A 23,745-nucleotide genomic window follows, 5' to 3' on the forward strand; every position below is an offset into this window, starting at 1 on the left:
GGGCCCGACCCGCTGTTCGCTGGAGTGGGGCGGGACTTTGGGGGAGCCATAGCAGCACACCGAAGGACCGGATGGGAGGCCGCGATGGCTTCAGCTCGGACGACCGGCACAACCGCACGACCGACGGGCGCACGACCGCACCACCCGCAGCAGGGGGCCGCCGGGCCCGCGCGGGCGCGCGACTGGGCGGAGATCCAGGAACGCATGCTGGTACCGCTCTACGAGGCGGTGTACGACCGTCTGGAGGTCGGCCCGGCGAGCAGCGTGCTGGGACTGGGCTGCCGGTCCGGACTGGCCCTGCTGCTCGCCGCCGGGCGGGGCGCCCAGGTCGCCGGGCAGGAGCCGCGGGACGAGCTGCGCGAACTGGCCCGGGACCGCCGGCTGCGGGTGTGTGCGGGGGCCCGGCCGGCCGCCGCTGTCCCCCGCTCGGCCCATTCGCTGGTAACGGTCTTCGACCAGCTGCCCGGCGCCGCCGAGCCCGGCCGGGTGGTCGCCGAGGCCGCCCGGCTGACCCTCCCGGGCGGGCACGTGGTGCTGGCCGCCTGGGGGCCGCCGGAGCGCTGCGAGAGCGCCCCGGTGCTGGACGTGGCCCGCCGGATGGCTGGGCGGACCACCGCGCGCGACCCGTTCGAACTGAGCGCGCCGGGTGCGCTGGAGGATCTGCTCGTCCCGGGCGGCCTGCGCCCGGCCGGCAGCGGCCGGGTGAGCTGCCCGTTCGCCTACCCGGACCTCGACAGCGCGGTGCGCGGGCTGCTCTCCACCGGGCTGTTCGAGGCGGCCGAGGAGTTCTCCGGCGGCGCGCTGGTGGCCAAGGAGCTGGAGGAGGTGCTGCAGCCGTACCTGCGCCCGGACGGCTCGGTCCGGATGGAGAACCTCTTCCGCTACCTGGTCGCCGAGCGGCCCCGCTGAGCCGCGACGGGAACCCCGAGCGGCCCCGCTGATCCACGACGGGAACCCCGCGCGGGACGGCTCCGCCGGCACACCGAAACCGGGGGCGCCCGCCATCACGGCGAGCGCCCCCGGCTTACCGGTTCACGCCTCCTCGTCGGAGGTCTTCCGCGGCACCCCCGCCGCCCGGTAGGCCGCCTCCTCGTCCAGCGTCTCCGCCTCCAGCAGTGCCGCCGCCAGCGCGTCCAGCCGGGGCCGCTGCTCGGTCAGGATGCGCACCGCGTCCTCGTAGCACTCGGCGACGATCCGCCGGGCCTCCTCGTCCACCGCGTCCAGCGTGGTGGGCGCCGCCGAGAGCCCGTACGCGCCCTGCGCGTCCGCGGGCACCGCGGTGAGCCGTCCGACCCGCTCGCTCATCCCCCAGCGCCCGGCCATCCCGCGGGCGATGTTGGTGACCTGCTCCAGGTCGCTCTCCGCGCCGGTGGTGATCACTCCGTAGACCACCTGCTCGGCCGCCATCCCGCCGAGCGCGCCGATGATCCGGCCGCGCAGGTAGGGCTCGGTGTACGAGTAGCGGTCGTTCTCCGGGGTGGAGAGGGTGACGCCGAGGGCCCGGCCGCGCGGCACGATAGTGATCTTGCGGACCGGGTCCGCGCCCGGCTGGAGCATGCCCAGCAGCGCGTGCCCGCTCTCGTGGTACGCCGTCCGCTCGCGCTCCTCCTGCGGCATCACCAGCGGCCGTACGGCGCCCAGTTGGACCTTCTCCAGGGCGTCCGAGAGGTCCCGCTCGTTGACCGCGTCCTGCTCCCGCTTGACGGCCAGCAGGGCGGCCTCGTTGACCAGGTTGGCGAGTTCGGCGCCGGTCATCCCGGGGGTGACCTTGGCCAGTTGGGTGAGGTCGGTGTCGCCGGCCAGCGGGACGGTCCGGGTGTGGATGCGCAGGATCGCCGCGCGCCCCTCCCGGTCCGGCGGGCTGACGGTGATCCGGCGGTCGAAGCGGCCGGGGCGCAGCAGCGCCGGGTCGAGCACGTCGGCCCGGTTGGTCGCGGCGATCACGATGACGCCCTCGGAGCCGGTGAAGCCGTCCATCTCGGTGAGGATCTGGTTGAGCGTCTGCTCGCGCTCGTCGTGCCCGCCCATGCCGCCGCCGGCGCCGCGCTGGCGGCCGATGGTGTCGATCTCGTCGATGAAGATGATCGCCGGGGCGACCTTGCGGGCCTCGGCGAAGAGTTCGCGGACCCGGCTGGCGCCGACGCCGACGATCATCTCGATGAACTCGGAGGCGGAGGCGGAGAAGAACGGCACGTCGGCCTCGCCGGCCACGGCCCGGGCCAGCAGGGTCTTGCCCGTCCCGGGCGGGCCGCTGAGCAGTACCCCGCGCGGCATCTTGGCGCCGAGCCTGCGGTAGCGCTCGGGGTTCTTCAGGTAGTCGACCACTTCGGTGAGTTCGGCCTCGACCTCGTCGATGCCGGCCACGTCGGCGAAGGTGGTGCGCTTGCCCTGGTCGGCGGTGACCGGCTTGGGCGGGGCCTTGCGGCCGAGCGGCCCGCCGCCGAGTCCGCCGGCCATCCGGCGGGCGAGCAGCACCCAGATGAAGATCAGCAGCAGCATCGGGGCGAGCGAGAGCAGCAGGTTGGTGAGGAAGCTGCGCTGCTGGACCGGCGAGGTGGCGGTGACCTCGACGCCCTGCTGCTGCAGGGTGGCCCACAGGTTGTCGCCCGCGAAGGAGGGGCGCTGGGTGTCGAACTCCGTGTAGTCGCCCTTGCCGCCGTCGGGTTTGGGCTGGGCGCTCTTGAGGGTGCCCTCGATCGCGTCGCCCTTGGAGTAGATCTTGGTGATGTTGCCCTTGTTCAGCTGGTTGTTGAACTCGGTGTAGGAGATCGTGGTGGCGCCCTCGTTGCCGAAGAACGACAGCAGCAGGTCGGAGATCAGGAACACCACGAGTGCGGTGAGGACGAGGCCCGCCCAGCCGCCGGGCATCCGGCGGCGGGGCGGCGACGGGGGCGGGGCGCCCTCGGACCGCCAGGGCTGGTCGGGGGTCTGGCGCGGCGGCACGGGTTCGGTCACCCACCGGACAATACGGACGGGCGCTCGGACGGGCCAACCGCAACGCCGCGCCCGACCGGCCGTACGGCCGCGCCCAGGCCCCGCAACCAGGCCCGCGACCAGACCCCCCGAGCGGGCCCGCGACCAAGTCCCCGACCAGGCCTCCGACCAGCGGTGATGACGTCCCGTCGGAAGCTACCCGGCGGAGCCCGGCCACTCCTCCGCGGTCAGCGCGAACCGCTCGTGGTCGCGCCAGTCCCCCTGCAGGAACAGCATCCGCGGGGTGAAGCCCTCGTGCCGGAAGCCCAGCCGCTTGGCCAGCGCGATCGAGCGCCCGTTCTCCGGCTGCACGTTGATCTCCAGCCGGTGCAGGCCCAGTCCGTCGGCCGACTGCGGGGCGAAGCAGCGGTCCAGGACCAGCCGCAGGCCCTCGGTCATCCGCCCGGTGCCGGCGAACGGCAGGTACGAGTCGTAACCCAGCGAGGCGTTGCAGAACCGGCCCATCACGATGTTGGCGACGTTCACCTTGCCGACCAGCCCGCCGGTGTCCCGGTCGACGACCAGGAACGTGCGCAGGCCCGCCCCCTGGCGCCCCAGCAGTTCCGGCAGGCCGTCCGGCTCGACCGGGTTCCACCGCCCGATGTGCTCGGCGGACCGTCGGACCGCCTCCGCGTACGCAACCTCGTCCTCGGCCCTCGGGGCCCTGATCGTCACTCGCATGCCGACATCATCGGACACGGCGGCGGCACGCCGTCCTCGAACACGGCAAGGCACCCGGGTACCGCCCCGGGCCCGGCCACGCGAACGGCCACGGACACGCGAACGGCCCGCCGCCCGGAGTGCACCGGACGGCGGGCCGAACAGGACGGCCGGGCCGAGGCCTACAGCATGTCCTTGAACTCCTTGGGCAGTTCGAAGTCGGCCGGGCCCTTGCCCGCGCCGAGGCCGAACGCACCGCCGTCGGCCGGGCCCTGGCCGCCGCCCGGACCGAGCGCGCGGCGCTCGGCGGCCGCGGCCTCCTCCTGCGCCCGCTTCAGCGGGTTGCCGCTCTTGCGCTTGCCCTTGGCCTGCGGGGCCTTCTTACCGGACTTCTTCGCGCCGCCGCCCATGCCCGGGATCCCCGGCATGCCGGGCATGCCCTTGCCGGAGGCCATCGCGGACATCATCTTGCGGGCGTCGAAGAACCGCTCGACCAGGTTCTTGACCTCGCCGACCTGGACGCCCGAGCCCTTGGCGATGCGGGCCCGGCGGGAGCCGTTGATCAGCTCCGGCTCGGCGCGCTCGGTCGGGGTCATCGACTTGATGATCGCGCCGACCCGGTTGACGTCCTTGTCGTCGATGTTGTTGATCTGCTCGCGGATCTGGCCCATGCCGGGCAGCATGCCGAGCAGCTTGGAGATCGAGCCCATCTTCTGGACCTGCTCCAGCTGGGACAGGAAGTCGTCCAGGGTGAAGGCCTTCGGACCGCCGCGCAGCTTGGCGGCGATCTTCTCGGCCTCCTCCTGCGAGAAGGTCTGCTCGGCCTTCTCGATCAGCGAGAGGACGTCGCCCATGCCCAGGATGCGCGAGGCCATCCGGTCCGGGTGGAAGGCGTCGAAGTCGTCGACCTTCTCGCCGTTGGAGGCGAACATGATCTGCCGGCCGGTGACGTGGGCGACCGACAGGGCGGCACCACCGCGGGCGTCGCCGTCGAGCTTGGAGAGCACGACACCGGTGAAGTCGACGCCGTCGAGGAAGGCCTGCGCGGTGGTGACCGCGTCCTGGCCGATCATCGCGTCGACGACGAACAGGACCTCGTCCGGGTTCACCGCGGCGCGGATGTCGGCGGCCTGCCGCATCAGCTCGGCGTCGATGCCCAGGCGGCCGGCGGTGTCGACGATGACGACGTCGTACTGCTTCTGCTTGGCGTACTCGATCGAGTCCTTGGCGACCTGCACCGGGTCGCCGACGCCGTTGCCCGGCTGCGGGCCGTAGAAGGCCACGCCGGCGCGGTCGGCGACCACCTGGAGCTGGTTGACCGCGTTGGGCCGCTGGAGGTCGCAGGCGACCAGCAGCGGGGTGTGCTTCTGGGACTTGAGCCAGTGGCCGAGCTTGCCCGCGAGGGTGGTCTTACCGGCACCCTGCAGACCGGCGAGCATGATGACCGTCGGGCCGCTCTTGGCGAACCGCACCCGGCGGGTCTCGCCACCGAGGATCGCGATGAGCTCCTCGTTGACGATCTTGATGATCTGCTGCGCCGGGTTCAGCGCGCCGGAGACCTCGACGCCGAGCGCCCGCTCCTTGACCTGCTTGATGAAGGCCCGGACGACCGGCAGCGCGACGTCCGCCTCCAGCAGCGCGATGCGGATCTCGCGGGCCGTGGCGTCGATGTCCGCCTCGCTCAGGCGGCCCTTGCCCCGGAGGTTCTTGAACGTCGCTGCGAGGCGATCGGAAAGAGTGTCGAACACGTCGGCGCGGGTCCTCTGCGGCATCGGTATCAGTACGGTCGTCGTCCCCCAGGGTATCCGGCCGCCCCGGGTACGGTCTCCACCCCCGTACGGAAGACCTCCCTCCCCCGTACGGCGGCCCCCTCAGCCCAGCGCCGCCCGGACCGCCGCCACCACCTCCCCGGCCCGCCCCGCGGTGAGCGGACGCCCCGCCGGATCGGTCAGGTAGAACGAGTCGACGGCCTCCGCTCCCAGCGTGGAGACGTGCGCGGTGCGCACCCGGACGCCCGCCCCGTCCAGCGCCCGCCCGATCCGGTGCAGCAGCCCGGGGGCGTCGTGCGCGCGGACCTCCAGCACGGTCGCGGTCGCCGAGGCCACCGCCGGCGCCACCGCGACCAGCGGCGGTGGCGTCGCTATGCCCCGGCGGCGCGGCGCGGCGGCGTCCCGCTCGGCGAGGCGGCGGGAGACGTCCAGCGAGCCGTCCAGCGCCCGGCGCAGGTCGGCGCGCAGCCGGGCCGCCTCCGGCAGCTCGCCGAACTCGGCGGCCACCCGCCAGGACAGCAGCAGCACCGGGCCCGCCCCGATCGGGTCCAGCTCGCGCAGGCCGGCGGAGCGGACGGTCAGCCGGTGCAGCGCGAGCACCCCGGCCACCGTGCCGAGCAGCCCGGGCCGGTCCGGGACGGCCAGGGTCAGCTCGACGCCCATCGGCTCGGTGCCCGGGTCCGCGCCCACGGCCTGGGCCAGCAGCGACAGCGCGGGGGCCCCGGTGCGGGCGGCCTCGACGGCGAGCCGCTCCTGCTCCGCGCTGGGCGCGCTCTCGGCGGGCGCGGCGCCGCCGCCGGCCAGCTGGGCGGCGACCCGGGTCACCAGGCCGTCCACCAGCGAGGCCCGCCAGGTGCTCCACGCCGCCGGGCCGGTGGCCAGCGCGTCCGCCTCGGTGAGCGCGTGCAGCAGTTCCAGCTCGGGCAGGGTGCCGACCGCCTTGGTGACCGCCTCGACGGTGGCCGGGTCGTCCGGGTCGCGCCGGGTCGCGGTGTCGACCAGGGTCAGGTGGTGGCGGACCAGCACCGCCAGGGTCTCGGTGTCCTCGGGAGGGAAGCCCATCCGGGTGGTCAGGTCACGGACGATCACCTCGCCGGCCTCGCTGTGGTCGCCGGGCCAGCCCTTGCCGATGTCGTGCAGCAGCGCGGCGACCAGCAGGAGGTCCGGCCGGGCCACCCGGCGGGTCATCGCGGCGGCCCGGACGGCCGTCTCGACCAGGTGCCGGTCCACCGTCCAGCGGTGCACCGCGTTGCGCTGCGGACGGCAGCGCACCCGCTCCCAGTCCGGCAGCAGCCTGGTCACCAGCCCCTCCGCCTCCAGCGCCTCCCACACCGGGACGGCCGCCTCCCCCGCCCCCAGCAGGGTCACCAGCTGCTCGCGCGCCTCGTCTGGCCAGGGCACCGGCAGCGGCCGGCACTCGGCGGCCAGCCGGCGCACCGTCGCGTACGAGACGGTCAGCCCGTTCTGGGCGGCGGCGGCCGCGGCGCGCAGTGGCAGCACCGGGTCGGCGGCCGGGCGGGCGGCCTGGGCGAGCACCGCCTCGCCGTCCTGCTCGACCACGCCCTCGGCGAGCGGGCGGCGCGCGACGGCGCCCCGGGCCACCGCGCCGGTGCCGCGCCCGGCACCGGTGAACGGGAAGCCCAGCCGGACGGCCCGGCGGCCCCGGCCGGAGCGGGCGGCGAGCACCCGGTCGACCGCCCGCCAGGTGACGTCGCTCGCGTAGGAGACGGTCCGGGCGGCCTCGTAGACCTGGCGCAGCAGGGTGTCGGCGTCCAGCACCCCGAGCCGCTCGGCGACCTGGTCCTGGTCCTGGAGGCTGAGCCGCTCGGTGGCCCGGCCGGTGGCCAGGTGCAGGGCGTCGCGGACGTCGGCGAGCCGCAGGGCCGCGGCGTCCAGGCCGTCGCGGGGGGCGTCGGCGAGCCAGGTCGCGGCGACGGCGTCGAGCGCGACCAGGTCGCGCAGGCCGCCACGGGCCTCCTTGAGGTCGGGCTCCAGCAGGAAGGACAGCTCGCCGTGCCGCTCGGCCCGTTCCCGGCCCAGTTCGCGCAGCTCGGGCAGGCGCACGGGGGCGCTCGCGCGCCAGTCGGTGAGCACCGCGGAGCGCAGCGCGGCGGTGAGCGCCGCGTCCCCGGCCAGGTGGCGGGCGTCCAGCAGGCCGAGCTGGGCCTTGAGGTCGGCGGCGGCCACCGCGCGGGCCTCGGCGGGGGTGCGCACCGAGTGGTCGAGACTGGCGCCCGCGTCCCAGACCGGGTACCAGATCCGCTCGGGCAGTTCGCGGGCGACCGGGCCGTCGTGCAGCAGCAGGACGTCCAGGTCGCTGCGCGGGGACAGCTCGCCCCGGCCGTAGCCGCCGACGGCGACCAGCGCGACGCCGGAGGCCGGGGCCCCGGCGGCGGCGAACAGCGCGGCCAGCCAGTCGTCGGTGAGCCGGGCGAGCGCGCGGCGGCGCGGGCGGCCGGTCGGTCCGGGCCGTTCCAGCAGCGCGGTCCGGGCCGCCACGTGGTCCAGGGGATCGGGGGAGCTGGTCTCGGTGGTCATGCGCGGGATCCCGTCCGTGTGGTGCGGGTGAGCCGTCGTACGGCTGAGCGGGGATGCGCCGAAGGGCGGGCCCGCCCCGGGCAGGGGCGGGTCCGCCGGATCGGTCAGTGCCTCACAGGGCGTCCGGGCCGCGTTCGCCGGTGCGGACCCGGACGGCGGTGTCGACCGGGATGCTCCACACCTTGCCGTCGCCGATCTTCCCGGTGCGGGCGGCCTTCACCAGGACGTCGATCAGCGCGTCGGCGTCCTCGTCCTCGACCAGGACCTCGATCCTGATCTTCGGCACCAGGTCGACGGTGTACTCGGCGCCCCGGTAGACCTCGGTGTGGCCGCGCTGGCGGCCGTAGCCGCTGGCCTCGGTGACGGTCAGGCCGTGGACCCCGAAGGCCTGCAGGGCGGCCTTCACCTCGTCCAGGCGGTACGGCTTGATCACGGCGGTGATGAGCTTCATCGGGCGTCGACCTCGGTCTTCTTGGCGGGCTGTTCGGCGGTCTTGTCGGCAGGCGTCCCGGCGGGCTTCCCGGCCTGCGCGGAGCCGGGGCCCGCGGACGGGAGCGCCCGGGCCAGGCCCGCCCCGACGGCACTGAAGTCGTAGGCGGACTCGGCGTGTTCGGCCTGGTCGATGCCGGCCACCTCGATCTCCTCGGCGACCCGGAAGCCGACCAGCTTGTCCACGGCCTTGGCCAGCAGCCAGGAGAGCACGAAGGAGTACGCCGCGACCACCGCCACGCCCATCGCCTGCTTGCCGAGCTGGCCCAGCCCACCGCCGTAGAACAGGCCCTTGGCGGTCTGGCCGACCCCGCCGGTGGCGAACAGGCCGATCAGCAGCGAGCCGATCGCGCCGCCCACCGCGTGCACGCCCACCACGTCGAGCGAGTCGTCGAAGCCCCAGCGGTACTTGAGCGAGACGGCGGCGGCGCAGACGGCGCCCGCGATCAGGCCGATAGCCACCGCGCCGAGCGGGCTGACCGAGCCGCAGGCCGGGGTGATCGCGACCAGTCCGGCCACCGCGCCGGAGGCGGCGCCCAGCGTGGTGAAGGCGCCGTGCCTGAGCTTCTCGAAGACCAGCCAGCCGATCAGCGCCGCACCGGTGGCGACCTGGGTGTTGACCATCGCCATCGCGGCCACGCCGTTGGCGGCCAGCGCCGAGCCCGCGTTGAAGCCGAACCAGCCGAACCACAGCAGCCCGGAGCCGAGCATCACCAGCGGCAGGCTGTGCGGGCGCATCGGGTCCTTCTTGAAGCCGACCCGCTTGCCCAGCACCAGGCAGAGCGCGAGGCCGGCGACGCCGGCGTTGATGTGCACGGCCGTTCCGCCGGCGAAGTCGATCACGCCGTTTCTGTCGCCCAGCCAGCCGCCGTTGCCGTTGTCCATGAAGAACACCCAGTGCGCGACCGGGAAGTAGACGACCGTCACCCAGAGCGCGATGAACAGGCCCCAGGCGGAGAACTTGGCCCGGTCCGCGACAGCGCCGCTGATCAGCGCCGGCGTGATGATCGCGAACATCAGCTGGAAGACCGCGAAGGCCGTGACCGGGATCGACCCGCTCAGTTCGTTCAGCCCGATGCCGCGCATCCCGAGGAAGTCCAGGTTGCCGATGAGTCCGGCGAAGGCGTCGGGCCCGAAGCTGAGCGAGTAGCCGTACAGGACCCACAGCACACTGACGATGCCGAGCGAGAGAAAGCTCATCGCCAGCATGTTCAGTGTGCTCTTGGCCCTGACCATGCCCCCGTAGAAGAAGGCCAGGCCCGGGGTCATCACCATGACCAGGGCCGCACTGATGAGCACGAAGGCGGTGTCGCCCGCGCTGAAGCCGTCCGGCATCGGCGTCTCCTCTGCGTCCAAGCCGCTCCGCCCCCGGGTACCTGTCCCGTGCCAACCCGGGGGTGTCGGCGATGACAGGAGAGTGCCGAAGGCTGGTTTCGGCCAGTGCGGTCGGTTGTTTCGCGGCCGTGACGCGTGCGACGCGCGGGTTACGGGCGCGTGAACCGCGGCCCTGTCGTTGGGCCGGATGGGTTACCGTGCCGCCGCACCGCACGGTCCGTGGCCGGGAAAGCCACCGACCGTGACGGCGGCGGCCGTCACGGTCGGTGGAGTCTCCGGCCGGGGTCCGCTCAGACCACCGAGACGAACTCCGGGATGTCCTGGACCACCCGCTCCTTGAGCCGGCTCACCGCGTCCACGCCCTTGAAGCGGGCGGCCGCGGCCTCCGTGGTCTTGCGGACCCGGGAGTTCAGCCGCTCCGAGCGCACCTTGGTGGCGATGTCCACCGCCTGCTCGGCGTACCGCGCCGCCTCCTCGGCCTCCTTCTGCAGCAGGTGCACGCTGGCCATGCCGATCAGGTTGAAGGCGTACGAGCGCACGTGGTCGTCGTCCTGGCGGAACAGGTCGACGGCGCGCCCCATCACCGGCGCGGACAGCGAGGCGTACAGCTGGGCGTTGTCCGAGTGGTAGGCGAGGTCGCGGTAGGAGTGGGCGTTCTCGGCGTTCAGCTCGGCCGGCGAGAAGAACTTCAGCCAGTCCGGGTCCCCGTCGCCCTCGCGGATGTCGGTGAAGGTGTCCTCGGCCAGCCGGATAGCCCGGGCGCAGCGGTTCACCTCGCCGATGGTGGCGTAGGCGCGCGCCTCCATCGCGAACAGCAGGGCCTGCTGCCGCGGGGTGGCGGAGTCCCGGCTGCCGTACTGGGCCAGGTGGATCAGCTCCAGGGCGTCCTCGCCCCGGTTGAGGTGAATCATCTGGCGGCTCATGTCGGTGAGGATCAGCGCGCCGAACGGGCGGTCGCCGGCCTCCTTGGCGGCGTGCAGGGCGAGCACGTAGTACTTCTGCGCGCTCGGGTGCATCCCGACGTCGTAGGACATCCAGCCGGCCAGGTGGGCGAGTTCGGCGGTGAGCCGGAACAGCCGCTTGGTGGTGTCCTCGTTGTACGTCTCCTGCAGCAGGTCGGTGACCTCGTGGAGTTGGCCGACCACGGCCTTGCGGCGCAGCCCGCCGCCGTTCTGGGCGTCCCACTGGCGGAACATGACCGTGGTCTGCTCCAGCAGTTGCAGCTCGGGCTCGGAGAGCCGGCCGGTGAACACCTCGCCGCCGTTGGCCGCGGTGAGGATCGGGGTGGGGATGCCGGTCGGGCCGGGGGTGAGCCAGCGCTGCATCGGCTCGATCAGCGCGGCGCCGGCGGTCAGCGCGAGCGAGGTGCCGAGGAAGCCCCGGCGGTTGAGCATCAGGTCGCTGCGGGAGTAGTCACTGATCAGCTGGACGGTCTGCGGGGCGCTCCACGGCAGGTCCACGCCGCCGCCGACGGTGGAGACCGGGATCGCGGCGCGCAGGCCGAGGTCCTCGATCGAGACCACCGAGCCGAAGCGCTCCGAGAACAGCTCGGACATGATCTTGGGGATCGGCTCGCGGGGCTGCTCGCCGTCGAGCCAGCGGCGCACCCGGGAGGTGTCGGTGGACACGTGGTGGGCGCCGATCTGCCGGGCCCGGCGGTTGACCTGCCGGGCCAACTCCCCCTTGGACCAGCCACTGCGAGCGAACCACGTGGTCAGCTTCTCGTTGGGTTGCTTCTCTGCCATGGGAACGTCCCCATCCCGCCCGGCCCCTGCGGGGCCCCCGATCGTGACCGCCCGACGGTTGCGGGCTCTTGCCAGACGTGCCGTGCCTGAGGTGTTGCCGTACCGCCTCGTCGTACTGGTGTGCCATCGTCGTGGACGGTCCGTCAGATCCCCAACTCCCGTTCCCCGACGGCCCGGAGCGGGAGCTCCGACGACGTCCGTGTGCTGAACGTAGTGCCCCGCGAGGTACCCGTGGGAGCGCCCCTGGCGAAACGCCACCTTTCGCCACCCCCAGGAGTGAACCGAACCCCGGGGGCACGCGCTTGACTAGGTGGTCGCGACGGTCCGGCATATGCGGGCCGCCAAGTCCCCCGGCCAACCCCGGAAGACTCCGCAATCCACCGCAGTCACAGGCGAGTTCACCACCCCCTCGGGACGGCAACCGCCTCGCGCACCTGACGATCCGGCATCGGCGCCACCCCCACAAGGCGGCGCCCGAAGCGCACCACCGCAACAGGCGCACGCCAAGCGCTGCGCGCCGCCACCGCACCACGCACCACGCACCGGACAATCAACACACAGTCACCATCCCGTAACCATCGGCAACGAGAACCTGTTGGGGGAGGCATGGACAACCTGTTCGGCGAACTTCGACTGGGGCACCTGCGGCTGGCACCGCTGGGCGCGCGCCGCCGCACCAAGGTCACCGCGTCCCAGGCCGCCGCGGAGTACACCGGCCGCTGGGGCTGGGCCGTCGCCACCGGCGACCCTTCCGACTCCGCCGCCCCGCCCCAGTGCCCCTGCGGCTCCCGGCGCTGCGCCGCCCCCGGCCTGCACCCCGTACCGGGCACCGCGAGCCGGGCCGGGGCCACTGGCGCCGAGGCCTCCGTGCTGTTCCCCACCGGCCGCGCCTTCGACGTCCTGGACGTCCCCGAGCCGGCCGGCCTGCAGGCGCTGGTCCGGCTGGAGCGGATGGGCACCCAGGTCGGCCCGGTGCTCGCCCCGCCCACCGGCCGGCTGCAGTTCCTGGTCGCCGCCGGCACCGCCCGCCGGCTGCCCGACCTGCTCTACCGGATGGGCTGGGACGACGCCGCGCTCGACCTGACCTGCCACGGCGAGGGCAGCTACGTCGCCGCCCCGCCCACCCTCCTCGGCGAGCTCGGCCCGGTCCGCTGGCTGCGCCGCCCCACCCGCGACAACGCCGGCTGCCCGCCCGAGGCCCGGCTGCTGCTCGGCACCCTCGCCTACGCCTGCCACCGCAGCCGCGAGCGCACCGCCGAGCCCGCCTGGATCGCCTCGTAGTCTCGCCCGCTCGCCCCCGGGGCGCTCCGACCCGGCGCCGGACGGTCGTCGCTCCGGCGCTCGTCCCTCGCCGGCCGTTCCTTCCCTTCGGTACCGGCGCGCCCCTGCGACTCGGGGCGGGAGGAGCCCGGAACAGCCGAAAGGGCCCGCCCCCGAAGGAGCGGACCCTCATGCGACGGGGAGCGTCGGTCAGTCCCCGATCAGCGCGTCCACGAACGCACCCGGCTCGAACGGCGCCAGGTCGTCCGCGCCCTCACCCAGACCGATCAGCTTGACCGGCACGCCCAGCTCGCGCTGCACCGCGACCACGATGCCGCCCTTGGCGGTGCCGTCCAGCTTGGTCAGCACGATGCCGCTGATGTCCACCACCTCGGCGAACACCCGGGCCTGGATCAGACCGTTCTGGCCGGTGGTGGCGTCGAGCACCAGCAGCACCTCGTCCACCGGGCCGTGCTTCTCGACGACCCGCTTGACCTTGCCCAGCTCGTCCATCAGGCCGGTCTTGGTGTGCAGTCGGCCGGCGGTGTCGATCAGCACGGTGTCGACGCCCTCGGCGATGCCCTCCTTGACCGCGTCGAAGGCGATCGACGCCGGGTCGCCGCCCTCCGGGCCGCGCACGGTGCGCGCACCGACCCGCTCGCCCCAGGTCTGCAGCTGGTCCGCGGCCGCGGCCCGGAAGGTGTCGGCCGCGCCGAGCACCACCGTGCGGCCGTCGGCGACCAGGACGCGGGCCAGCTTGCCGGTGGTGGTGGTCTTGCCGACGCCGTTGACGCCGACGACCAGGACCACCGCCGGGCCCTCCTCGTGCTTGGTGGAGCGGACGGTGCGGTCGGCGTCCTTGCCGACCAGCTCGACCAGCTCCTCGCGCAGCAGGGCGCGCAGCTCGTCGGGGGTGCGGGTGCCGAGCACCTTTACCCGGGTGCGCAGCCGCTCGACCAGCTCCTGGGTCGGGGCGACGCCGACGTCCGCGGTGAGCAGGGTGTCCTCGATCTCCTCCCAGGTGTCCTCGTCGAGGTGCTCGCGGGAGAGCAGCGAGAGCAGCCCCTTGCCGAGCGAGTTCTGTGAGCGGGAGAGCCGGGAGCGCAGCCGGACCAGCCGGCCGGCGGTGGGCTCGGGGACCTCGATGGCGGGCGCCACCTCGGCCTCGGCGGGGGCCTCGACCTCGACGACCTCGGGGGCCTCGGGGAGCGGCACCTCCTCGACGGTGCGGCGCGGCTCCTCGGTCGGCGGCGCGGCCTCCTCGCCGACCTGGGGCTCCTGCGGGGTGGTCTTCGGCGCCGTGATGACCGGCGCCTGCGACTTCGGGGGCAGCTGCTGGCGTCGTCTGCCGGAAACGACGAGGCCCGCGATCGCGCCGATGGCGACCACGGCGATGACTACGGCGAGGATCACGTATTCCACATAAATCTCCTTCGTTGGGTCCCCCGATAGAGTGATCCTTCGGTCACCGACGCACTCGCGTCGCCGCCTCCCCTACGCTGACCAGTGTGCCGCTCGGCACCGGTCAGGGCTTGGCCGTCACGAGGTTGTTCAACGGCTGAGTGAGAAGCCCCCTCGCAGACGAGGGGGAGGAGTCACAACCGCTCCAGTATCCGGGATCGGTTCGGCCGTGGGAGCTGCCCCGGCATAGGTCGACGCATCAGTCCGTCGGCCTGGAGGCATTCGCCTCCTCCTGCTGCCGAGGTAGCACCGCACGCGATCTGTGCTCCCGGTGCTCCTCGCGCAGCCGCTGGCTGATCACCTGGGAGATGCCGTCGCCCTTCATGGTCACGCCGTACAGCGCGTCGGCGGACTCCATGGTCAGCTTCTGGTGGGTGATCACGATCAGCTGGGAGCTCTCCCGCAGCTCCTCCATGATCCCGACCAGTCGGCGCAGGTTGGTCTCGTCCAGCGCCGCCTCCACCTCGTCCATCACGTAGAACGGGCTGGGCCGCGCCTTGAAGATCGCCACCAGCAGCGCCACCGCGGTCAGCGAGCGCTCGCCGCCGGACAGCAGCGACAGCCGCTTGACCTTCTTGCCCGGGGGGCGGGCCTCCACCTCGACCCCGGTGGTGAGCATGTTGTCCGGGTCGGTCAGCACCAGCCGCCCCTCGCCGCCCGGGAAGAGCCGGGCGAAGACGCCCTCGAACTGGGCGGCGGTGTCGTGGTAGGCGGAGGTGAACAGCTGCTCGACCCGCTGGTCCACGTCCCGGACGATGTCCAGCAGGTCCCGCCGGCCGCGCTTGAGGTCGTCCAGTTGCTCGCCGAGGAACCGGTGGCGCTCCTCCAGCGCGGCGAACTCCTCCAGCGCCAGCGGGTTGACCTTGCCCAGCTGCTGGTACGCCTTCTCGGCGGCCCGCAGTCGCCTCTCCTGCTCGGCCCGGACGTACGGGTACGGCTCCCCCGGCTCCCGCCCCTCCTCCGGCGTGCCCGGCGGGACGGGCTGGTCCGGCCCGTACGAGGCCAGCAGCTCGCCCCCGTCGATGCCGAACTCCTCCAGCGCGCGGGCCTCCAACTGCTCGATCCGCAGCCGCTTCTCTGCCCGCAGCACCTCGTCCCGGTGTCCGGCGTCGACCAGCTTGTCCAGCTCCTCCTTGAGGCCGCGCCCGTGCTCCCGGTGCTCCCGGAGCTCGCGCTCCCGCTCGGCGAGCGCCTGTTCGACCGCCGCGCGCCCGGCGTCCGCGCGCGCCAGTGACACCTCCAGGCAGGTCAGCAGCTGCCGGGCGCCCGCCGCGACGGCGTTCGCCACCCGGGCGTCGTGCTCGGCCCGCCGGCGGCGCTCGGCGGCCCGGGCACGCGCCTCGCGCTCGGCGCGGGCGGCCCGGTCCAGCTGGTCGGCCCGGCCGGCTAGGGCGCGGACCCGCTCCTCGTGGGTGCGCACCGCGAGCCGGGCCTCCAGTTCGGCCTGTCGGGCGGCGGAGGCGGCGCAGGCCAGCCGCTGCTGCTCGGCCGGGTCCGGCTCGTCCTCCCCGGCCTGCGCCGACTCCTCGGCTGCGGCCAGCCGTTCGGCCAGTTCCTGGGCGGTGGCGAGCAGTTCGGCCAGGCCCTGTTCGGCCCGCGCGGCGGCGGCCGACAGCCGCTCGGCCTCCCCGGCGGCGGCGCGGGCCTGCCCGCCGAGCCGGCCGAGCGCCCCCGCCACCTGGGCCCGCTCCTTCTCGGCCTGTCGCCGCAGTTCGCCGAGCCGTTCGACCTGCGCGGCCGACTCCTGGCGCAGTTCGGTGAGTTGGGCCAGCCGCTCGGCCGACTCGGCGCAGCGGAGGTCGAGTTCCGCGATCGCCCGGGCCGCCTGGTCCACGGCCGCCTGGGTCTCCAGCAGGCTGGGCGCACCGCCGGAGCCGCCCTGGGCGAAGCCGGCGCCCAGCCGGTCGCCCTCGGCGGTGACGGCGGACAGCTCGGGGTGTTCGGCGACCAGTCGCAGCGCCTGGTCCAGGTCGGCGACGACCGCCACCCCGGCCAGCCGGTTCCGCACGGCGGCGATCAACTCGCCCGGCCCGTCGACGAGTTCGGCGGCCCACCGGGCGCCGTCCGGCAACTCGCCGTCTCCAGGGGGAAGTTCCGCGGCCCCGGCGACCAACAGCGCGGCCCGCCCGGCGTCCTGGGCGCGCAACAGCCGCAGCGCCCCGGCGGCGGCCTCCGGCGAGTCGACGGCCACCGCGTCGGCGGCCGACCCGAGCGCCGCGGCGACGGGCACCTCGTGGCCGGGCTCGATCCGCAGCAGCGCGGCCGCCGGGCCGAGCAGTCCGGCCAGCCGCTCCCCCGCGGCCAGCAGCGCGCCGGTGCCGTCCTTGCGGCGCAGTCCGAGCGAGAGCGCCTCGTGCCGCGCGATGAGCCCGGCCCGCTCGCGTTCGGCGGCCGAGGCCGCCTCCCGGGCGGCGGCCTGGTCCCGTTCGGCCTCGGCCAGCCGGTCCCGGGCCCGCCGGTACCCGGCCTCGGCCTGTTCGTCGTCCCCGGTCAGGCCGTCCACCTGCTGCTGGAGTTCGTCCAGTTCGCCCTGGGCGGCCCCGGCGCGCAGCAGCGCCTCGTCCCTGGCCTCGGCGAGCCGGCCGATCTCGGCCTCCGCCGAGCCGGCCCTGGAGCGGGCGGCGGCGGCCTGTCCCTGCAGTCGGGCCAGGCCCTCCCGGCGGTCCGCGATGGCCCGGGCGGCGTCCCGCAGCCGGCGTTCCTCGGCGGCCAGTCCGCGCTCCAGCTCGTCCTTGCGTTCGACCGCCTCGGCCAGCGCGTACTGGGCTTCCTCCAGCGCCTCGGCGAGGGCGGCCTCCTCCTCGCGGACCCGCTCGGCCTCCCGTTCCAGCTCCTCCGGGTCCCGGCCGCGCCGCTCCTCGGCCGCGCCTCCGGCGGCGGCGTGCCGGGCCCGGGCCTCGGCCAGTCCGATCGTGCCGCGGGTGCGCTCGGCGAGGGCGGAGAGCCGGTACCAGGCCTGCCGGGCGGTCTCCAGGCTCGGGCCGAGCTGCCGGACCTGCGCCTCCAGGAGCCGTTCGCGCTGGACCGCCCGCGCCAGTTCCTGTTCGACGGTGGTCCGGCGCAGCCGCAGCGCCAGTTCGTCGGCGACCTCGGCCTCTACGGCCCGGCGCAGCGCGAGCAGGTCGTCGGCGAGCAGCCGCAGCCGGGCGTCTCGCAGGTCGGCCTGGATGCCGGCGGCGCGGCGGGCGACCCGGGCCTGCCGGCCGAGCGGTCCGAGCTGCCGGCGCAGTTCGGCGACCAGGTCCTGGACCCGGTTGAGGTTGGCCTGCATCGCGTCCAGTTTCCGCAGCGCCTTCTCCTTGCGCTTGCGGTGCTTGAGGACGCCGGCCGCCTCCTCGATGAAGGCGCGCCGGCCCATCGGGTCCGCGTGCAGCACGGACTCGAGCCGGCCCTGTCCGACGATGACGTGCATCTCACGGCCGATGCCGGAGTCGGAGAGCAGTTCCTGGATGTCCAGCAGGCGGCAGGTCTCGCCGTTGAGCGCGTACTCGCTGCCGCCGTTGCGGAACATGGTCCGGGTGATCGTCAGCTCGGAGTAGTCGATCGGCAGGGCGCCGTCGCTGTTGTCGATGGTGAGGCTGACCTCGGCGCGGCCGAGCGGGGCGCGCCCGCTGGTCCCGGCGAAGATGACGTCCTCCATCTTGCCGCCGCGCAGCGACTTGGCCCCCTGCTCGCCCATCACCCAGGACAGCGCGTCCACCACGTTCGACTTGCCGGAGCCGTTCGGGCCGACCACGCAGGTGATGCCCGGCTCGAACCGCAGGGTGGTGCTGGAGGCGAAGGACTTGAATCCGCGCAGCGTCAGACTCTTCAGGTGCACGCGGCCGGTCCCCTCAATCGCTCACGACGGGAACCGACTGTATCCGGAGTCCGACACGACGAAGGGACGCCACATCCGGGCGTCCCTTGCAAAGCTGCGTCCCTTTCGGGGCGGCTCAGTGCACAGCGGCGTCGATCTGTGAGGACCGGGGTGGGGGCTCAGGTGAGAGCCGGCTCCCGCTGGTCCAGATCGATGCTGTTGAGCAGCGAGTGCTCGTCAGCGACAGCGGTGAGCGCGTCGTTCTCAGCCTGCATCCGAAGGAGTTCGGACTCAAGCTCCTGGACGCGCTGCTGAAGCCGTCGCATCTCGAAAAGCATTCGCGGGTCGGGGCCGCCGACGTACCCGAGAAGCGCCTTTGCCATGATGAATGGTCCTCCACGCTGAGTGACCGAACCGGAACGGTACAGGTCTAGGGGGAAGGGGGACGCACGCGCGGCGCGCACCGGAAGTGCTGGCTGGGCACTACGGCACAACCACCGTGAGCTGGGCTCACGAGAGCATGCGCCTACCGGGATACGCGATCGTGTGCGCGGGCTTCAAGCGTCTCACCAAAGACGGTACGGGTCAACACGATCACCGCACGCTACCGCGCCCCTGTCACCTGCCCGGCGGTGTCGTCACGCCTGGGGGGTCTCGGGCCCGGGTCCACCACCTGCTCGTGGATCATCGTTCGATGCGGAGTCAACCACGAGTCTGCCCGATTGGCAACCGTGTGACACCGACGGTTGCCGATCAGTTCCGGAGCGCGGGCGCCTCGGCCCGGACGCCGGGCGTTCAGCGGATCTCGAAACCCTCGTAACCTGCGCCGACGGCGGTCCAGATCTCGGTCACGCCGGTCACCGCGCCGGGTGTGTCAGGGCCGCGCAGCAGGGTCAGCAGTTGCTCGCAGTCCGCGGCCAGGCCCTCGGCCACCACCTGCACCCGGCCGTCGCCGAGGTTGCTCGCGTAGCCGGTGAGGCCGGTCTCCAGCGCCCGTGCCCTGGTCCACCAGCGGAACCCGACCTGCTGGACCTTCCCCCGGACCCAGGCGGTCACCCGGACCGGTTCCTCACTGTGGGCGTCGCGACCGTGCATGCCCCGACCCTAACCGGCGCGGCGGCCGCTCGCCGTATCCGCACCCGGGACAGCGAGCGGCCCCGCCGGTCGGAACCGGCGGGGCCGCGGGGGTGCGGTGTTCGGGCGGGGGGACTACCAGTCCCCGCCCCCGAAGTCGCCGCCGCCACCGCCGCCGCCGAAGTCGCCGCCGCCGAAGCCACCGAAGTCGGAAGAGTTGAAGTCGGCGCCGGTGAAGTCACCGCCGTCGTACTGGTCCTGGTAGCCGTGGCCGCCCTCCATCATGGGCGCCGCGGCGTAGGCCGGGGAGCTCATCATCGAGCCGAGCATGGTGCCGACCAGCAGGCCGGGCAGCAGACCGCCGCCGCCGAAGCCGCTGTAGTACCCGCCCGCGTACGGCGCGTACGCCGGGCCGGCGTTCCAGTACGGCTGCGGGCCGTGCTCGGTGTCGACGGTGCGGATCGCCGGGTCGAGGCCGGCGGCCACGCGGTCCGCGTCGGCCTGGCAGACCGGGACGCTGCGGGCCGAGCCGCCCGCCGGGGCCCAGTCGACGTCCTTGACGGACGGGCCGTGGCGCGGGTCCATGAAGCACGGGGGCCGCCGCTCGGGCAGCGGGCGCTTGTCGCGCCGGGCGGCCAGGGTGGCCAGCGCGAAGCGGCCGTCCTCGATGGTCTCCGTGACGACCTTGACGTCCTCGGGCTTCTTGGCCTCGTCCATCAGGCGCTTGGCCTTCTCGTACGAGTCCAGCGCGTGGCTGTAGTCGGTGCGCTGGACGTCGTCCGCGTCGGTGGCCCGCGGGTTGAAGTCCAGCCGCTCCAGCTCGACGCCGTAGGCGGTGATGTCCTCGTCCACCACGCGGCGCAGCTGCTCCAGCTCGGCCCGGGCCTGGGCCTCCTTGCGCTGCTTGGCACGGCGGAAGAGGAAGAAGACGCCGGCGCCGGCCAGCGCCACCAGCACGACCGGGATGACCACCCAGGCGATCGAGGTGCTGTGGTTGACCCCGGTGCCCTTGGCCTGCGGGGCGGCGTTGTCGACGAAGTCGTTCAGGGTCGCGTCGATGTCGCCGTCGTGGGAGTGCAGGGCCGCGCTGGCGAGCTTCTCGGCGGAGCCGGCGGGCATGGCGCCGCGGTCGGCGCGGGCCGCGAACTGGTCGCCGCGCCAGATCGCGTAGACCCCGTCGATGCCGACCTTGGTGCGCACGTCCTGGAAGACGCTCTGCTTGTTGTAGGCGGGCGAGTCGGGGACGACCGCGACGAAGATCGGCTTGTCGGCCTTCTCGATCTTCTTGGTCAGGGCGTCCGCCTGGCTCTGGCTGAAGCGGCTGGTCATCGCCGGGTCGACGTAGACCTTGCCGGCCTTGAGGGCGGTGGTGGCATCGCTCAGCCCACCGGCGGCGGAGGCCGCCGGCGCGAACAGGAGCAGCAGCCCGAGCACCGCCGCCACCAGGGCAAGCGGCCCGGTGCCCCGGGAACGTCGTGCAAGGGTTCTCATAACCCCCGACGCTACCGTGACCGGCGGCCGGGCACGGCATACCCTTCGCATACTGGTTATGACAGGAATCCCCGCCGTCCGCCGGGGCGGCTCCCCTTCTCGCGGATGAGATTTCCCCCAGTCACCCCTGAGACGGGTGGGGCGCGGGAACCGCGGGAGGCGGCCGGACGTACGTCCCGGCGGGCCCGGGGAGGTTCCGGGGCGGTCCTGGGGGGGCGTTCCGACCGTACCGCGCGAGCGGGCACACTGTTTCCGGACCGCTGGTCCCATTACCTTTTCTTGACCCAACTTCCGATCGGAGCACTCGGTGATCATCGGCCTCGTCACGGCCGTGGCGGCATCCGCCTGCTACGGCACCGGCTCGGTCCTGCAGGCCGTCGGTTCCCGCCGCTCGGCCCGCGAGGAGGCGGCCAAGGGCGCCACCACCTCGACCACCGAGCACGGCGGGCCGAGCCTGTCCTCCACCGCGAAGGCCGCCGTCACCTGGGAGTTCATCACCGGTACGGTGCTGGACCTGATCGGCTTCGGGCTCGGCGCGCTGGCCGCCCGGCTGCTGCCGCTGTTCCTCTCCCAGACCATCATCAGCGCCAACCTGGTGATCACCGCGGTGCTGAGCATCAAGCTGCTGGGGATCCGGCTGAAGCAGCTGGAGTGGGCCTCGATCGGCGTGCTCTGCTCGGCGCTGGTGCTGCTGGCCGTCTCGGCCGGTCCCGAGGGCGGCCACCACGCGGCGATGGCCTTCCACTGGTGGCTGCTGATCATCATCACCGTGCTGCTGGCCGGCGGCGGCCTGCTGGTGCGCCGGATGGGCTCCAAGGGCGCGATCGTCGCCGGTCTGCTCTCCGGCCTCGGCTTCGGCGCCCTGGGCGTCGGCGTGCGCATCCTGAACGGCGTGGAGCCGTTCGACCTGGTCCGGCTGGTCTCCGACCCGGCGCTGTACGCGATCCTGATCGGCGGCCTCGGCGGCATGTACGTGCACACCGTGGCGCTGCAGATCGGCTCGGTGAACGGCGCCACCGCCGCGCTGGTGGTCGGTGAGACGGTGCTGCCCGGCGCGGTCGGCGTGCTCTGGCTCGGTGACTCCTCCAAGGCCGGCCTGGGCTGGCTCGGCGTGGCCGGCTTCCTGCTCGCGGTGGTCTCCGCGGTCGGCGTCGCCTACTTCGGCCAGGACACCCACGGCGCCTCCGGCGGGACGCCCGCCGACCAGCCGGAACTCGCCCACAAGTAGCGGCCGTCAGCCCCCGTCGGCGGCGCGCGGCACGCGCTGGCAGCGGGGGCAGAAGTAGCTGGACCGGTTCATCCAGGGGGCCCGCCGGATCGCGGTGCCGCAGCGGCGGCAGGGCTCGTGCTCGCGGCCGTAGGCGTCGAGGTCCCGGGAGAAGTAGCCGCTCTCGCCGTTCACGTTGACGTACAGGCTGTCGAAGCTGGTGCCGCCCACGGCCAGCGCCGCCGTCATCACGCCCCGGGCGCTGGCCAGCAGCAGCGCGGCCTGCGGGCGGGTGAGGGTAGCGGTCGGGCGCTCGTAGTGCAGCTTGGAGCGCCACAGGGCCTCGTCGGCGTAGATGTTGCCGACGCCGCTGATCAGGGTCTGGTCGAGCAGCGCGCGCTTGACCGTGGTGCGCTTGGCGCGCAGCGCGGCCACGAAGGCCCCGTCGTCGAAGCGCGGGTCGAGCGGGTCGCGGGCGATGTGCGCGATGGAGAGCGGGGTGCCCTCCGGGTCGTCCTCCTCGGCCTCCTCGACGGCCAGGCCGCCGAAGGTCCGCTGGTCGACGAAGCGCAGCTCGCGCCCGCCGTCGGCGAAGCGCAGCCGGACCCGCAGGTGGGTCTCGTCCGGTACCGACGGGTCCTGGACGAGGAGTTGGCCGCTCATCCCGAGGTGGCCGATCAGCGAGAAACCCGCCCCGGCCCCGCCCAGCGGCACCCAGAGGTACTTGCCGCGGCGCTGCGCGGCGCCGAGGGTGGTGCCGGTCAGCCGGGCCGCGAAGTCGGCGGCCCCGGCCGGCTGGCGGCGCACCGCGCGCGGGTGCAGCACCTGGACGTCGGCGACGGTCCGCCCGGCGACCCAGTTCGCCAGACCGCGGCGGACGACCTCGACCTCGGGGAGTTCGGGCACGGGAGCAGGCCTCCTGCTTCGAAGGGATCGGCAGGAGGCCAGGCTACTTCGGGCTCACGCCCCGGCGGGCAGCCGGTCGGCGTACTTCTCCTTGATCGCGCGCCAGGCGCTCTCGGCGGCCTTCTGCTCGGCTTCCTTCTTCGAGCGGCCGACGCCGCTGCCGAAGTCCTCGCCGGCCACCCGGGCCGCCGCGGTGAAGGTCTTCTCGTGGTCCGGGCCGGACTCCATGACCACGTACTCGGGCACTCCGATGCCCGCCGACGCGGTCAGCTCCTGGAGGCTGGTCTTCCAGTCCAGGCCGGCTCCCAGCTGAGAGGACTCCTCGATCAGCGGGTCGAACAGCCGGTGGACGAACTCGGTCGCCGCCTCCAGACCGCGGTCCAGGTAGACGGCCCCGATCACGGCCTCGACGGTGTCGGCGAGGATCGACGACTTGTCGCGGCCGCCGGTGCCCTCCTCACCCTTGCCGAGCCGGATGAAGGTGCCCAGTTCGAGGCCCCGGCCGACGTCCGCGAGCGCGCGGGAGTTGACCACCGCGGCGCGCAGCTTGGCGAGCGTGCCCTCCGGGACGTCCGGGTGGACGCGGTAGAGGGTGTCGGTCACCACCAGGCCCAGCACCGAGTCGCCGAGGAACTCCAGGCGCTCGTTGGTGGGCAGACCACCGTTCTCGTACGCGTACGAGCGGTGGGTGAGGGCACGTACCAGAAGGGCGCGCTCGAGCGTGTACCCGAGGCGCCCTTCCAGGACGTCGTATTCGGTCGAAGCCGGCCCGCCGGCCTTGCCGCTGCCCGAAGAACCCTTCGTGACAGAGGACGACTTGCGGGTGGAGTTACCGTCCGACATCGATCCGTGCACCCCGCCGATCAGACCGAGAGGACCTGGCGACGGTTGTACGTGCCGCAGCTGGGGCACGCGATGTGGCCCAGCTTCGGCTCGTGGCAGCTGTCGCACGCCACGAGGGCCGGAACGACGGCCTTCCAGTTGGACCGGCGGTGGCGCGTGTTGCTGCGCGACATCTTCCGCTTCGGAACAGCCACG

General features: G+C 73.6%; 18 protein-coding genes. 3 read left to right on the forward strand and 15 right to left on the reverse strand.

Translation table 11 applies throughout. From position 1 onward, the window contains the following. Window positions 1-84 precede the first annotated feature (84 nt). Entirely contained in the window at window positions 85-909 is an 825-nt protein-coding gene (locus ACZ3YL_RS34405; protein ID WP_411293031.1) for a class I SAM-dependent methyltransferase, read from the forward strand. A 123-nt stretch (window positions 910-1,032) separates the two neighbouring features. Here ACZ3YL_RS34405 and ftsH read toward each other — a convergent pair whose 3' ends face one another. The 7 genes from ftsH to nsdA all read right to left on the reverse strand — a co-directional run bounded on the left by ftsH (window position 1,033) and on the right by nsdA (window position 11,551). After that, window positions 1,033-2,955 carry an ATP-dependent zinc metalloprotease FtsH gene (gene ftsH, locus ACZ3YL_RS34410; RefSeq protein WP_188307077.1) on the reverse strand — a complete coding sequence of 641 codons (1,923 nt, stop codon included), beginning with the start codon at window positions 2,953-2,955 and terminating at the stop codon, window positions 1,033-1,035. Between the two features lie 174 nt (window positions 2,956-3,129). After that, the gene (locus tag ACZ3YL_RS34415; protein WP_188307078.1) at window positions 3,130-3,654 is read right to left on the reverse strand and encodes a GNAT family N-acetyltransferase; all 525 of its coding nucleotides are present in this window, start codon (window positions 3,652-3,654) and stop codon (window positions 3,130-3,132) included. A 161-nt stretch (window positions 3,655-3,815) separates the two neighbouring features. Further along, window positions 3,816-5,381, reverse strand: a complete 1,566-nt coding sequence (gene ffh / locus ACZ3YL_RS34420; RefSeq protein ID WP_188307085.1) for a signal recognition particle protein — start codon at window positions 5,379-5,381, stop codon at window positions 3,816-3,818. Between the two features lie 123 nt (window positions 5,382-5,504). Then, entirely contained in the window at window positions 5,505-7,940 is a 2,436-nt protein-coding gene (locus ACZ3YL_RS34425) for a [protein-PII] uridylyltransferase (protein ID WP_465661290.1), read from the reverse strand. A 112-nt stretch (window positions 7,941-8,052) separates the two neighbouring features. Beyond that, the gene (locus ACZ3YL_RS34430; protein WP_188306615.1) at window positions 8,053-8,391 is read right to left on the reverse strand and encodes a P-II family nitrogen regulator; all 339 of its coding nucleotides are present in this window, start codon (window positions 8,389-8,391) and stop codon (window positions 8,053-8,055) included. Beyond that, a complete protein-coding gene (locus ACZ3YL_RS34435; RefSeq protein WP_188306616.1) occupies window positions 8,388-9,764 on the reverse strand; it encodes an ammonium transporter in 1,377 nt (458 codons plus the stop codon). The genes ACZ3YL_RS34430 and ACZ3YL_RS34435 overlap by 4 nt, the downstream gene beginning before the upstream one ends. A 290-nt stretch (window positions 9,765-10,054) precedes the next feature. Then, window positions 10,055-11,551: a transcriptional repressor NsdA gene (gene nsdA, locus ACZ3YL_RS34440; protein ID WP_411293009.1), complete on the reverse strand. Its 1,497-nt coding sequence runs from the start codon at window positions 11,549-11,551 to the stop codon at window positions 10,055-10,057. 564 nt (window positions 11,552-12,115) lie between these two features. Between nsdA and ACZ3YL_RS34445 the strand changes: the two genes are divergently transcribed. Then, complete coding sequence (locus tag ACZ3YL_RS34445) at window positions 12,116-12,790, forward strand: bifunctional DNA primase/polymerase (protein WP_188306618.1); 675 nt, start codon at window positions 12,116-12,118, stop codon at window positions 12,788-12,790. Window positions 12,791-12,979: 189 nt separating this feature from the next. Here the strand turns inward: ACZ3YL_RS34445 and ftsY are convergent, their stop codons facing one another. The 5 genes from ftsY to ACZ3YL_RS34470 all read right to left on the reverse strand — a co-directional run bounded on the left by ftsY (window position 12,980) and on the right by ACZ3YL_RS34470 (window position 20,594). Next, window positions 12,980-14,191 carry a signal recognition particle-docking protein FtsY gene (gene ftsY, locus ACZ3YL_RS34450; RefSeq protein WP_465661293.1) on the reverse strand — a complete coding sequence of 404 codons (1,212 nt, stop codon included), beginning with the start codon at window positions 14,189-14,191 and terminating at the stop codon, window positions 12,980-12,982. 238 nt (window positions 14,192-14,429) lie between these two features. Further along, window positions 14,430-18,050, reverse strand: a complete 3,621-nt coding sequence (smc, locus tag ACZ3YL_RS34455; RefSeq protein WP_465661295.1) for a chromosome segregation protein SMC — start codon at window positions 18,048-18,050, stop codon at window positions 14,430-14,432. Between the two features lie 158 nt (window positions 18,051-18,208). Then, on the reverse strand, window positions 18,209-18,412 hold the full coding sequence (locus ACZ3YL_RS34460; RefSeq protein WP_188303288.1) for a hypothetical protein: 204 nt from the start codon (window positions 18,410-18,412) through the stop codon (window positions 18,209-18,211). 412 nt (window positions 18,413-18,824) lie between these two features. Next, the gene (locus ACZ3YL_RS34465) at window positions 18,825-19,124 is read right to left on the reverse strand and encodes an acylphosphatase (protein WP_188303287.1); all 300 of its coding nucleotides are present in this window, start codon (window positions 19,122-19,124) and stop codon (window positions 18,825-18,827) included. A 114-nt stretch (window positions 19,125-19,238) separates the two neighbouring features. Further along, window positions 19,239-20,594 (reverse strand): EGFR-like transmembrane domain-containing protein, encoded by a 1,356-nt coding sequence (locus ACZ3YL_RS34470; protein ID WP_465661298.1) that lies wholly within the window; start codon window positions 20,592-20,594, stop codon window positions 19,239-19,241. Window positions 20,595-20,901: 307 nt separating this feature from the next. On the opposite strand from ACZ3YL_RS34470, the gene ACZ3YL_RS34475 reads away from it, so the two are divergent. Continuing rightward, on the forward strand, window positions 20,902-21,822 hold the full coding sequence (locus ACZ3YL_RS34475; RefSeq protein WP_188303285.1) for a DMT family protein: 921 nt from the start codon (window positions 20,902-20,904) through the stop codon (window positions 21,820-21,822). A 6-nt stretch (window positions 21,823-21,828) separates the two neighbouring features. On the opposite strand, the gene mutM is transcribed toward ACZ3YL_RS34475, so the two are convergent. From mutM to rpmF, 3 genes are read right to left on the reverse strand one after another with little or no spacing between them, the layout of a single operon-like run. Further along, entirely contained in the window at window positions 21,829-22,707 is an 879-nt protein-coding gene (gene mutM / locus ACZ3YL_RS34480; protein ID WP_188303284.1) for a bifunctional DNA-formamidopyrimidine glycosylase/DNA-(apurinic or apyrimidinic site) lyase, read from the reverse strand. 54 nt (window positions 22,708-22,761) lie between these two features. Then, window positions 22,762-23,550, reverse strand: a complete 789-nt coding sequence (gene rnc / locus ACZ3YL_RS34485; RefSeq protein WP_188303283.1) for a ribonuclease III — start codon at window positions 23,548-23,550, stop codon at window positions 22,762-22,764. A gap of 20 nt (window positions 23,551-23,570) precedes the next feature. Beyond that, window positions 23,571-23,744, reverse strand: a complete 174-nt coding sequence (gene rpmF / locus ACZ3YL_RS34490) for a 50S ribosomal protein L32 (protein WP_188303282.1) — start codon at window positions 23,742-23,744, stop codon at window positions 23,571-23,573. Between the last annotated feature and the right edge of the window lies 1 nt (window position 23,745).

It is taken from the genome of Kitasatospora sp. NPDC023176 (assembly GCF_055560495.1).

Coding starts and splice junctions, on each gene's coding strand:
- ACZ3YL_RS34405 (WP_411293031.1), top strand. CDS start 85: ATGGCTTCAGCTCGGACGACCGGCACAACCGCACGACCGACGGGCGCA.
- ACZ3YL_RS34415 (WP_188307078.1), bottom strand. CDS start 3,654: ATGCGAGTGACGATCAGGGCCCCGAGGGCCGAGGACGAGGTTGCGTAC.
- ACZ3YL_RS34425 (WP_465661290.1), bottom strand. CDS start 7,940: ATGACCACCGAGACCAGCTCCCCCGATCCCCTGGACCACGTGGCGGCC.
- ACZ3YL_RS34430 (WP_188306615.1), bottom strand. CDS start 8,391: ATGAAGCTCATCACCGCCGTGATCAAGCCGTACCGCCTGGACGAGGTG.
- ACZ3YL_RS34435 (WP_188306616.1), bottom strand. CDS start 9,764: ATGCCGGACGGCTTCAGCGCGGGCGACACCGCCTTCGTGCTCATCAGT.
- ACZ3YL_RS34445 (WP_188306618.1), top strand. CDS start 12,116: ATGGACAACCTGTTCGGCGAACTTCGACTGGGGCACCTGCGGCTGGCA.
- ACZ3YL_RS34460 (WP_188303288.1), bottom strand. CDS start 18,412: ATGGCAAAGGCGCTTCTCGGGTACGTCGGCGGCCCCGACCCGCGAATG.
- ACZ3YL_RS34465 (WP_188303287.1), bottom strand. CDS start 19,124: ATGCACGGTCGCGACGCCCACAGTGAGGAACCGGTCCGGGTGACCGCC.
- ACZ3YL_RS34470 (WP_465661298.1), bottom strand. CDS start 20,594: ATGAGAACCCTTGCACGACGTTCCCGGGGCACCGGGCCGCTTGCCCTG.
- rnc (WP_188303283.1), bottom strand. CDS start 23,550: ATGTCGGACGGTAACTCCACCCGCAAGTCGTCCTCTGTCACGAAGGGT.